The following is a 12255-nucleotide window of genomic DNA, read 5'->3' on the forward strand; positions in this document are numbered from 1 at the left end:
TGCGTTTTTAAGTTTTAAATAATGAAACCTTTCAACAATGTTTAAGGTAACACTATTAATATAATTATTTTACTTCTTCGAAATCTACGTCTTCAACGTCGCTTCCTTCGTCTGAAGATGTATTAGCTTCTGGTTGAGCTGCACCACCTTGAGCATCTGCTTGGGCTTTGTACATTTCTTCACTAGCTACTTTCCAAGCTTCGTTAATTTTATCTAAAGCTGGAGTAATTACAGCTACATCTTTAGATTCGTAAGCTGCTTTTAATTCAGTTAAAGCATCAACGATTGGTTGTTTTTTATCATCAGATAATTTATCTCCAAATTCTTCTAATTGTTTTTCCGTTTGGAAAATCATAGAATCAGCTTCGTTTAATTTCTGAGCATTTTCAGCTGCAGCTTTATCAGACTCAGCATTTGCTTCAGCGTCAGCTTTCATTTTTTTGATTTCGTCTTCTGTTAATCCTGAAGATGCTTCAATACGAATATCTTGAGTTTTACCAGTAGCTTTATCACCTGCAGAAACTTTAATGATACCATTGGCATCAATATCAAAAGTTACTTCAATTTGTGGAGTTCCTCTTTGTGCTGGTGGAATACCATCTAAGTGAAAACGTCCAATTGTGTTGTTATCTGCAGCCATAGTTCTTTCACCTTGTAATACGTGAATTTCTACTGATGGTTGGTTGTCTGCAGCTGTAGAGAATACTTGAGATTTCTTTGTAGGAATCGTTGTATTCGCTTCAATTAATTTAGTCATTACATTACCCATAGTTTCAATACCTAAAGATAATGGTGTAACGTCTAATAATAATACATCTTTTACATCTCCAGATAAAACACCACCTTGGATACCAGCTCCTAAAGAAACAACTTCATCAGGATTAACACCTTTACTTGGCGCTTTTCCGAAGAATTTCTCAACAGCTTCTTGTACAGCAGGGATACGTGTAGATCCACCAACTAAGATAACTTCGTCGATATCAGATTTTGATAAACCAGCAGCTTTTAAAGCAGACTCACAAGGAGCGATAGTACGTTTTACTAAATCGTCAATTAATTGTTCAAATTTTGCTTTTGTTAATGTACGTACTAAGTGTTTTGGTCCACTTGCAGTTGCAGTAACGTATGGTAAGTTGATTTCTGTTTGAGCAGAAGAAGATAATTCAATCTTCGCTTTTTCAGCAGCTTCTTTTAAACGTTGTAAAGCCATTGGGTCTTTACGTAAGTCCATATTTTCATCAGCGATAAACTCTTCAGCTAACCAGTTGATAATTTTTTGATCAACATCATCTCCACCTAAGTGCGTATCTCCATCTGTAGAAAGTACTTCAAATACACCGTCTCCTAATTCAAGGATAGATACATCATGTGTTCCTCCACCAAAATCAAATACTACGATTTTTTGGTCAGTTCCTTTTTTGTCCATTCCGTAAGCTAATGCAGCTGCGGTTGGTTCGTTAATAATACGTCTTACTTTTAAACCAGCAATTTCACCTGCTTCTTTAGTTGCTTGACGTTGACCATCGTTAAAGTATGCAGGAACTGTAATTACAGCTTCAGTCACATCTTGTCCTAAATAGTCTTCAGCAGTTTTCTTCATTTTTTGAAGAATCATAGCTGATAATTCTTGAGGCGTGTATAAACGACCATCAATATCTACTCTTGGTGTGTCGTTATCCCCTTTTACTACACTGTAAGGTACACGTTCTGCTTCATTTTTAGAGTCAGAAAACTTGTTCCCCATAAAACGTTTAATAGAATAAACCGTTTTTGTTGGGTTTGTTACCGCTTGACGTTTTGCTGGGTCACCAACTTTAATTTCACCGCCTTCAACAAAAGCAATTACTGATGGTGTAGTACGTTTACCTTCTGCGTTTGGGATAACAACAGGCTCGTTACCCTCCATTACAGATACACAAGAATTTGTTGTTCCTAAATCGATTCCAATAATTTTACTCATAACTTTTTTTATTTGTGTTTATTAATTTCCGCTTTCGCAGAAACTGTTGTATTCATTTTTTTTATTCTCTTTGTATAAGTCAATGATTGTGCCATGACAAAAAATATGACACGATGTCACAATTATATGTTCTGATAACATTAAAAGTGTATTAAGTTAATATACAAACTACAATACTGACAGTTGTTGGCTATTTATTGAACGTTTAGTAATGCTATAGTGCTCAAAAAAAAACAAAGTATGACGTAAATTTACTAAAACAATCAAAGTATATGCTCAAAACATACCCAACACCAGTTAATGTTAATGAGATTATTTATTTTAATCAGCAAGTATGTGCTACTTTATATGATTTACAAGGTCGAAAAATAATCACTCAAAATAACACAACCACTTTGAACTTACCTCGCATAGCAAGTGGTGTTTATGTTTTAAAAACAAACAAAGGAGATACACAACAAATTTTTATAAAGTAAACCATTCTATAGATTGGCTTTATATGACGCTTCTATTTTAGAATAAAACATGAAACAGAACAAAAAAACTTATCCTATATTTGCCCGAATCTAAATCGATTTCGCAAATGGAATGTATCTCAATTTTTGACATGCTTAAAATTGGTGTAGGACCTTCAAGTTCTCACACACTTGGGCCTTGGCGTGCTGCCGAACGTTGGATTAAAGAACTTAAAACTAAAAATAAATTTGATGCCGTTACAAGTATTCAAGTTAACCTTTATGGCTCTTTATCTTTAACAGGAAAAGGGCATGCCACAGATTATGCTGTAATGTTAGGCTTATGTGGTTATGATCCCGAGACTATGGACACTGAAGCAATTGGGAGCATTATAAAAACTATAAAAGATACTAATACTTTAGTTTTTAATAACGAGAAAACCATCACATTTACTCCAGATACCGATATTATATTCAACAGAAAGTTTTTACCATTCCACTCTAATGGAATGACTTTTACAACTGTAATAAATGGTCGTAAAGCAACATCAACCTTCTACTCTATTGGTGGCGGATTTGTTGTAAAAGAAGAACGAAGAAACTCAAAAAGGAATTTTGAAATAAAATGTTCATTCCCTTATCCTATAGATAAAGGTACCGAGCTATTAGCATTTTGTAACGCCTTAAACTTACCAATCTCACAAGTTGTTTTAGAAAATGAAAAATCAATTAGAACAGAAGAAGAAATTGATTACGAAATAAAACGCGTTTGGGATACCATGCTAGAATGCATGTATATTGGTTGCCATACCGAAGGAAATTTACCTGGTGGATTAAATGTAAGACGTCGTGCTTACGATATGCACCAAAAATTAAAAGGAGAAGTACCATATAACAATCCCGTAGAATGGTTATACTCTATTAGAAATACAGAAGTTAAATTCAGACAGATCTTAAAATGGGTAAGCTGTTTTGCTTTAGCAGTAAACGAAGTTAATGCCGCATTAGGTCGTGTAGTAACAGCTCCAACCAACGGAAGTGCTGGAGTTATACCATCGGTTTTAATGTATTATTTAGTGATTGAAAATCACGATGGTAATTTTGAAGACATCAAGCGTTTTTTACTTGTTGCCGGTGAAATAGGAAGTATCTTTAAAAAAGGTGCAACAATTAGTGCTGCAATGGGTGGCTGTCAAGCAGAAATTGGCGTGTCATCTGCCATGGCTGCTGGTGCATTATGCGGATTGCTAGGAGGTTCTCCAGAACAAGTTTTAATAGCTGCCGAAATTGCTATGGAACATCATCTAGGTTTAACCTGTGATCCTATTGGCGGTTTAGTACAAGTGCCTTGTATTGAACGTAACGCTATGGGAGCCATAAAAGCAATTAATGCTGCAGAATTAGCCTTAGATACCGATCATAAAAATGTAAAAGTTCCTTTAGATAAAGTGGTACAAACCATGTGGGAAACCGCTAAAGATATGAACTCAAAATATAAAGAAACAAGCGAAGGAGGTTTAGCCGTTAGTGTAAATATGGCCGACTGTTAAACAATTTTCTATTAAATAAAATGTCAAATTGGTAATAATATATTTAAACTCATTATTTTTACCATAATTAAACAATATTCAAATGTCAGTAGCAAAAAAAGAATACAAAAGAATCACTGTAAAATCGTTAGTAGAAATGAAGCAAAATGGAGAAAAAATCTCTATGCTTACCGCTTACGATTATACCATGGCAAAAATTGTTGATGGTGCCGGAATTGATGTTATTCTTGTTGGAGATTCAGCAAGTAATGTTATGGCTGGTCACGAAACTACATTACCTATCACTTTAGATCAAATGATTTATCACGCGTCATCTGTGGTAAGAGCCATTGACAGGGCTTTAGTAGTTGTTGATTTACCTTTTGGAAGCTACCAAAGTGACCCTAAGGAAGCCTTACGTTCTGCAATTAGAATTATGAAAGAAAGCGGTGGACATGCCGTAAAACTTGAAGGAGGAAAAGAAATTAAAGAATCGGTAAAACGTATTTTAAACGCAGGAATTCCAGTAATGGGACACCTTGGTTTAACCCCACAATCTATTTATAAATTTGGAACTTACACCGTAAGAGCCAAAGAAGAGGAAGAAGCTTTAAAACTTAAAGAAGATGCACTGATGCTTGAAAGAGCTGGATGTTTTGCACTTGTTTTAGAAAAAATACCCGCTAAATTAGCCAAAGAAGTTGCCGAAAGCGTAAGCATTCCTGTGATTGGAATTGGTGCTGGAAATGGTGTTGACGGACAAGTTTTAGTATTACACGATATGGTAGGAATGACACATGAATTTAATCCGCGTTTTTTACGTCGTTATATGAATTTATATGAAGAAATGACTACAGCTATTTCTCAATATGTAGATGATGTAAAAACACTAGAGTTCCCTAACGATAACGAACAATATTAATTAAATAGATTCCTTTTATTTGTGGCTGAAAAAATAGTATCACATAAAGACAACTTACAAGTTCTTTTTGAAGACAATCATATTATTATTGTCAATAAACGTGCTGGAGATATTGTGCAAGGTGACAAAACCGGAGACAAACCTCTAAGCGATGTTGTAAAGGAATACATAAAAGACACGTACAACAAACCAGGAAATGTATATCTTGGTGTTGTACATCGTCTAGATCGCCCTACAACAGGTTTAGTAATGTTTGCAAAAACAAGCAAAGCTTTACCGCGATTAAATAAATTATTTGCCGAAAAAACAGCACATAAAACCTATTGGGCTTTAGTAAAAGAACAACCGCCAAAAACAGAAGACACCTTAGTTAATTGGCTTAAAAAAAACCCGAAAAACAACAAATCCACAGCTTATAGAAAAGAAATAGACGGTAGTAAAAAGGCGATTCTTCATTATAAAATATTAAAAAAATTAGATAATTATTTTCTACTAGAAGTTGATTTAAAAACCGGAAGACATCACCAAATTAGATCGCAATTATCAACTATTGGCTGCCCTATAAAAGGGGATCTTAAATACGGTTTTAATCGCAGTAATAAAGATGCAAGTATCAGTTTACATGCACGCCATCTTGAGTTTATGCATCCTGTAAAGAATGAACTTATAAAAGTTACGGCACCTTTACCTAACGACCCTATCTGGAATGCTTGCAATTCACTTTAATTAAAAGGATAAGTTAATTGTAACACTACACCTTTTTGAGGTTGTGACTGTAGGTTAAATTCAGCTTTAATTAATTCGGCACGACTTTTCATGTTTATTAATCCCGAACCTTTTTCAGCCGTTTCAACATCAAAACCAATACCATCATCTACAGCTTCAATGATTAATTGCTGAGGCTGATATTTTAAAATGATTTTTAAGTTTTCGGCTTCAGAATACTTTACCGAGTTAGAGAAAAATTCTTGTAAAATTCTAAATATTATAATCTCATGCTTTTTATCGGTTAACTCCCTACGCTCCCCTTCAACACTTAAGTCTGCTGTTACAAATTTCATACGTTTTAAACGCGTTAATTCATTCTGTAAAGACTGTTCTAATCCCATATTTAAAAGTACATCATTATTTAAGGATTTTGAAAGTGCTCTCACTTCTTGTAAACTCTCTTTAATAACATCTGAAGTTCCTTTTACTGTGGCTTTTAATTCTTCTGGAGCTTTTACAGAAAGCATATTAATTTGCATACTCGCATAGGCTAGTAATTGCCCTACATTATCATGTAATTCCCAACCAATATGTTTTAATGTTTCTTCTTGAATTTCGGTTTGAGTACGCGAAATTTCTTCATCAAATATTTGCTGTTGTTTAATCTTATCTAATAATAGTTTGTTTTTTCGCTTTTGAAAAACAATAAAAAACAAAATAATAAGTGTACAAAAAATAAGCAATAAAGCAAGCATGTAAACTAACAGATAACGCTCACTTTGGCTAGATGCTTTTATATTTAAGCTTAATAATGTTATTAAATTAAGTTTCATTTTTTAAGTTTCAAGAGGTGTAAAATTGTGGCATCTATCAAAAAAAAGTATATTGTTATTTTTTAGGTTTAGATATTATTAACCCAAAAGTAAATGTGAGATACATAAATATTATGACCCCCAAATTAATGTAAGATCTAAGATATACGTAGCTTAAATCTGATTGAGTATAATATATTTCATAGAAAACAAGTGGTGTTTTTAATAGCCAAAAAAATAAAATAGCACTACTAATATAAAAATTTATAGTCTTATGAAAGCTTAATATGGCTTCACTTTGAAGGATCTCGAAAAAAAAGAAGAACGCACATTGCAAGATAATAGCACTTCCTAAAATTGAGATTAAAGGAAAAGATCCTGAAAAAAAGAAGTTAAAATCTGAAACAATAATACCACCTGAAATTACTAAAAATAAATAGGTTGAATATTTCAAGACGTTAACATGAGTCCTTCGTTTTAATGATTGTTGAAAATACCAAGAAAAGAAATAAACAGCACCTATTTTCCATGTGATAGTAAACCACCAATAATTACGTTCAATTTTAGTGCCTTCCAAAAAACTAAATATCCCATCTTTTACATAATAAGTATATCTGCCGACTAAGGTTATAAAAATAACATAGCATAAAAACATTATAAAATACTTAACAGCTGTATGTTTATACCTTTTATAAAGTAATAAACCAGTTACAGCTGCTAAAATCTCTACCAGTAGTGTAATACTACTGTAATATTGCATTATAAAGTTTTTCAAAAAATAATTATTGAGGGTAAGATGCTGTTGGAGGATTACCTACTTCACCTTCATCCAAACCATCGGCTCCAGAAATATCTGTACTCTTTTTAGTTTTTTCATCCAATTCTGTTGGCACCATAAAAATAGTTGTGTATCCACCTGCTCCAATAGCAGTATCAACACCTAAATAAAAACGCAAACCATTTGCTCGTGGATGATTATCTCTTACTATATCTATATAATTTTGCACATCATCTAAAGCATACCAAGACGAACGATTATCTCCTCCATTAAAAGCAACAGCATCATTTGCTACTTTTCTTAAATCAGTCCAATTTGTACTTAATTTAAGTGCGTCATTTGATGAAATAATTCCTTTTGGTGGAGCTGGTGCGGTTACAGATGTTTGAGGTTTACCAACAAAATGACTCACTAAAGCTCCTAAAATGATTCCAACTAATACTAATAAAATGTTTTTCATAATTTAAAATAATTAATTAATAGCGGGTTAAAGATACTCATTTTATTAACCTAACCAACCCTCTCTATCTAAACTTCTATACTGAATAGCTTCACTAATATGCGAGCCGTTTACAAGAGTATGTCCTTCTAAATCGGCAATAGTTCTTGATACTTTTAAAATACGATCATAAGCTCTTGCTGAAAGATTTAACCGCTCCATTGCGGTTTTTAATAGTTCTTTTGAAGCGGCATCTAAAACACAATACTTTCTAATTTGTTTGACAGTCATTTGCGCATTATAATGTACGTTTTCCGAAGCTTCAAATCGTTTGGTTTGTATATCTCTAGCTGCGGTAACCCGTTTTCTAATAGCTTCAGAAGGTTCTGCTTTTCTTTCTTCTGAAAGTTTTTCAAAAGGTACCGGTGTCACTTCAATATGAATATCAATACGATCTAATAAAGGTCCTGAAATTTTCCCTAAATAACGTTGCATTTCAGCTGGTGATGAGGTGACTGGCGCATCGGGATCATTAAAATAACCTCCCGGACTTGGGTTCATACTAGCCACCAACATAAATGACGATGGATAAGTTACCGTAAATTTAGCTCTAGAAATAGTCACTTCCCTATCTTCTAACGGTTGACGCATTACCTCTAAAACTTCACGTTTAAATTCGGGCAATTCATCTAAAAATAAAACCCCATTATGTGATAACGAAATTTCCCCAGGTTGTGGGTAACTCCCTCCTCCAACAAGTGCAACATTCGATATTGTATGATGTGGCGACCTAAACGGACGTTGGGCCATCAACCCCATATTATCTTTTACTCGACCAACAACCGAGTGTATTTTTGTGGTTTCTAAAGCTTCATTTAAAGTCATTGGCGGTAAAATACTAGGTAAACGTTTTGCTAACATGGTTTTTCCTGCTCCCGGAGGTCCTATTAAAATAATATTATGCCCGCCTGCTGCTGCAATTTCCATACAACGCTTAATACTCTCTTGCCCTTTTACATCTTCAAAATCAAACTTTGGATATTCTAAATTCTTATAAAATTCTTCGCGAGTATTGATAATGGTCTGTTCTAAAGGTGCTTTTTTATCAAAAAAATCAATCACTTGTTTAATGTTTTCAACACCAAAAACCTTTAGTTTATCTACAATAGCGGCTTCTTTTGAGTTCTGAATAGGCAAAATCATACCTTTAAACCCTTCTTCTCTCGCTTTTACAGCAATAGGAAGCGCTCCTCTTATAGGTTGTAAAGTACCATCAAGCGACAATTCGCCCATAATAATATAATCATCTAAATCTTCTGCTTTTATTTGATTGGATGCCGCGAGAATGCCAATGGCAAGTGTTAAATCGTAGGCAGATCCTTCTTTTCGTAAATCGGCAGGCGACATATTAATAATTATTTTCTTTCCAGGAATTTTATAACCGTTATTTTGAAGTGCCGCAGCAATACGAAAATTACTCTCTTTAATAGCATTATCGGGTAATCCTACTAAATGATAACCAATTCCTTTATCGATATTTACTTCGACTGTAATCGTGGATGCTTCAACCCCAAAAACAGCACTGGCATAAACTTTTTTCAGCATATATGATTGATTTTATTAAATGTATGAAAAAAATAGAACACTTTATTCATTAATCCATAAAATGCAAAAGACTACATATAAGAGGTTTAAAAATATTTTGCTTTATTTTTAAATAAAAACAACAAAACATAGCTAGACTTGTAATTATTAGTATATATTTGCAGTCACTTTAATAGTTACTTGTAATTATTAAAGATTACACAAAAAAGAACCCTTTGGTATGGTCACCAAAGGGTTCGCTTTTTTTAAGAACTTCCGTTCTACTTTAAAAACCTCCCAAAAACACATTTATTTTTTAGTATTCAGTAGATAAATAATTACTTTTATTATAATCTACCAGAACGCAATTGACAACTAAATAATATTCAATTCCGTTCAAATAGATGTATTATAGAGTTAACTCCTCGTTTTAAAATGCTTTAAAAAAATCTAAAGCACGAATTTCATTGTAATAATATTTATCCTTGAGATGAAATCCTACATGCCCACCGTGTTTTGGGACTTCTAAATATAAATTAGCATTGTTTTTAGCTGCCGCTTCTGGATAACAAGTGGCTGATAAAAACGAGTCATTTTCAGCATTTAAAATTAAAGTCGGAATTTTTATAGCATCCAAAAACTGCAAACTACTACTCTTCTCATAATAATCATTAGCATCCTTAAAACCATGTGCTTTTGAAGTGTACACATCGTCAAAATCTTTTAATGTTTTAATTGAATTAATCTCTTTATCACCAATAAGGTGTGCAAATTTTGCCTGTTTATGTCTTAATTTATCTTTAAGATGTCTTTTAAATCTATCGTGATATAATATATTTTTAAAACGATGTAATTCTTCACAAGAACCATGTAAATCACAAGGCACGGAAACAGCCATGGCCGCCTTTATTTGATGTGGTATATCTTGACGTTCCCCTAAGTATTTCAACACTAAATTCCCTCCTAAACTAAATCCGTTAAGCACAATTTTAGTGTATGATTTTGTATCTAAAATATGCTGTATAACAGTTTCTAAATCCTCAGTCGCCCCAGAATGATACGAATAAAACTGCAAGTTATCTTCACCACTACAACTTCTTAAATTCACACAAACCGCATCGTAATCATTTTCATTAAATAATTGTGCCGTTCCTGCAACATAAGGACGTTGTGCATCACCTTCCAAACCATGGAATAGAATAATAAGTTTATTGGTCTTAGTATCCGAAAAACTCCAGTCTAAATCCAAAAAATCGTCATCAACAGTAGTGATGCGTTCTCGTTTTTGCTCTAAACCTTTTATTTGTCTTACTAACCCAGAATATACCGTTGATATAAAACCATTTCTAAATATAAATGCTGGTTTGTAATTTGAATCTATAATAGGCATAATTTAAATTTCTAAAGATGTAAACTGAAATGTATCTCCGTTAAATAATCCTTTGTCACTTAATTTTAGTGACGGAATTACCAATAAAGCCATAAAACTCAAGGTCATATATGGTGCGTGTAATGTGCTTCCTAGTTGTTTTGCAAATGCATCTAATGTTGCATATTGCGCTCCAATTGTAGCGCCATCTTTATCGCTCATTATTCCAGCAACAGGTAATGACACAATTTTTTCTTCGGAATTAGATACCGCACAAATACCACCTTTGTTTTCAATAATTAAATTGACCGCTTTACAAATAGCTTCGTCACTTACACCTACCGCAATAATATTATGAGAATCATGCCCTACCGAAGAGGCAATTGCACCTTCTTTAAGTCCAAAATTCTTTATAAACGCTAGTGCTGGCACATCGTTTTTATACCGATTTACCACCGTCATTTTTAAAACATCTTTTGCAACGTTTGACACGATATTCCCATCAATAATTAATGAATCTTCAATCAACTCATTAGTCACTAATTGTCCTTCTAAAGCTTCTATAACGCGTATTTTAGTCGCCGAAGCATTTACTTTAAAATCAGACACCTCTTTTTTATTAGTATCAAAATTATTCAGTATTTCAAAAGGAATAGACTCAATTTTAGAAGTTCCGTTTTCATAAACAACTTCACCATTTATAATGGTTGTTAAGTTTTTAAAAGCCTTTAAATCTTCAACCACAATACAGTCTGCAGCATCACCAACTTGTAGTAAACCAACATCTAACCCGTAATGTTTTACAGGATTCACACAAGCCATTTGTAAGATTTTAAAGACATCAAAACCTTTAGCAACGGCTCTTGCACATAATTTATTAATATGATTCAGCATTAAATCATCTGGATGCTTATCATCACTACAAAACATCATATTTTCATAATATTCAGGCAATAAATCAATTAAAGCCTCAAAGTTTTTAGCAGCACTTCCTTCTCTTACAATCACTTTCATGCCTTTTTGAAGCTTCTCTAAAGCTTCATCATAAGTAAAACACTCATGATCGGTTGAAATTCCTGCATTTATATATTTGGTAATAGCATCACCTCTTAATCCTGGTGCGTGTCCATCAACAGGTTTCCCGTAATGCTTTGCCCAAGCTATTTTTTTCATCACCTCTTCGTCATCAAATAAAACACCAGGGTAATTCATCATTTCAGCCAAATATTTAATATCTGGATTCGCCATTAAGGTTTTTATATCTTCGGAATCAATAATTGCTCCTGCCGATTCAAAACTGGTTGCGGGTACACAAGAAGGTGCGCCAAAATTAAATTTAAAAGGCGTTTCTTTTCCGTTATTAATCATAAACTCTACACCTGCTACTCCCAAAACGTTAGCAATTTCATGAGGATCAGAAACGGTTGCAACCGTACCGTGACCTACTGCTAAACGCGCAAATTCGCTTGGTACCAACATAGAACTTTCAATATGGATATGTGCATCAACAAAACCAGGAAGAATATAATGCTCTACATCGTGATCTTTAGCTTCAATTGCTGCTATTTTACCATCTGCAATAGTGATTTCTCCTTTAAAAATGCGTTGGTTTTGTATATCTACAATTTGACCTTGTATAACCATGTGTTTGTTTTGATTTTATATAATATTTAAAATTCTGTTTTATTCAATGAAGAAT

The 12255-nt window shown here is 33.4% G+C and carries 11 protein-coding genes; 4 read left to right on the forward strand and 7 right to left on the reverse strand.

The genetic code is table 11. The features are described from left to right. Nucleotides 1-64: 64 nt before the first annotated feature. The gene (dnaK, locus tag ACU4C5_RS14245; protein ID WP_446844879.1) at nucleotides 65-1960 is read right to left on the reverse strand and encodes a molecular chaperone DnaK; all 1896 of its coding nucleotides are present in this window, start codon (nucleotides 1958-1960) and stop codon (nucleotides 65-67) included. A 272-nt stretch (nucleotides 1961-2232) separates the two neighbouring features. On the opposite strand from dnaK, the gene ACU4C5_RS14250 reads away from it, so the two are divergent. The 4 genes from ACU4C5_RS14250 (at nucleotide 2233) to ACU4C5_RS14265 (ending at nucleotide 5592) form a co-directional block, all read left to right on the forward strand. Beyond that, nucleotides 2233-2436 carry a T9SS type A sorting domain-containing protein gene (locus ACU4C5_RS14250; RefSeq protein WP_446844880.1) on the forward strand — a complete coding sequence of 68 codons (204 nt, stop codon included), beginning with the start codon at nucleotides 2233-2235 and terminating at the stop codon, nucleotides 2434-2436. Between the two features lie 107 nt (nucleotides 2437-2543). Further along, nucleotides 2544-3965: an L-serine ammonia-lyase gene (locus ACU4C5_RS14255; protein WP_446844881.1), complete on the forward strand. Its 1422-nt coding sequence runs from the start codon at nucleotides 2544-2546 to the stop codon at nucleotides 3963-3965. Nucleotides 3966-4047: 82 nt separating this feature from the next. Continuing rightward, nucleotides 4048-4866 (forward strand): 3-methyl-2-oxobutanoate hydroxymethyltransferase, encoded by an 819-nt coding sequence (panB, locus tag ACU4C5_RS14260; protein WP_446844882.1) that lies wholly within the window; start codon nucleotides 4048-4050, stop codon nucleotides 4864-4866. A 21-nt stretch (nucleotides 4867-4887) separates the two neighbouring features. Continuing rightward, on the forward strand, nucleotides 4888-5592 hold the full coding sequence (locus tag ACU4C5_RS14265) for an RluA family pseudouridine synthase (protein ID WP_446844883.1): 705 nt from the start codon (nucleotides 4888-4890) through the stop codon (nucleotides 5590-5592). Here the strand turns inward: ACU4C5_RS14265 and ACU4C5_RS14270 are convergent. The 6 genes from ACU4C5_RS14270 to ade form a co-directional block, all read right to left on the reverse strand. Next, nucleotides 5589-6407, reverse strand: a complete 819-nt coding sequence (locus ACU4C5_RS14270; protein ID WP_446844884.1) for a sensor histidine kinase — start codon at nucleotides 6405-6407, stop codon at nucleotides 5589-5591. The two genes, ACU4C5_RS14265 and ACU4C5_RS14270, sit on opposite strands and share 4 nt — an antisense overlap. A gap of 55 nt (nucleotides 6408-6462) precedes the next feature. Further along, a complete protein-coding gene (locus ACU4C5_RS14275) occupies nucleotides 6463-7146 on the reverse strand; it encodes a hypothetical protein (protein WP_446844885.1) in 684 nt (227 codons plus the stop codon). Between the two features lie 22 nt (nucleotides 7147-7168). Beyond that, nucleotides 7169-7624, reverse strand: a complete 456-nt coding sequence (locus ACU4C5_RS14280) for a hypothetical protein (RefSeq protein ID WP_446844886.1) — start codon at nucleotides 7622-7624, stop codon at nucleotides 7169-7171. Between the two features lie 45 nt (nucleotides 7625-7669). Continuing rightward, nucleotides 7670-9208 carry a YifB family Mg chelatase-like AAA ATPase gene (locus ACU4C5_RS14285; protein ID WP_446844887.1) on the reverse strand — a complete coding sequence of 513 codons (1539 nt, stop codon included), beginning with the start codon at nucleotides 9206-9208 and terminating at the stop codon, nucleotides 7670-7672. 409 nt (nucleotides 9209-9617) lie between these two features. After that, nucleotides 9618-10577 carry a YheT family hydrolase gene (locus ACU4C5_RS14290; protein ID WP_446844888.1) on the reverse strand — a complete coding sequence of 320 codons (960 nt, stop codon included), beginning with the start codon at nucleotides 10575-10577 and terminating at the stop codon, nucleotides 9618-9620. A 3-nt stretch (nucleotides 10578-10580) separates the two neighbouring features. Beyond that, nucleotides 10581-12200, reverse strand: a complete 1620-nt coding sequence (ade, locus tag ACU4C5_RS14295; protein WP_446844889.1) for an adenine deaminase — start codon at nucleotides 12198-12200, stop codon at nucleotides 10581-10583. Between the last annotated feature and the right edge of the window lie 55 nt (nucleotides 12201-12255).

This window comes from Lacinutrix undariae (assembly GCF_052934785.1).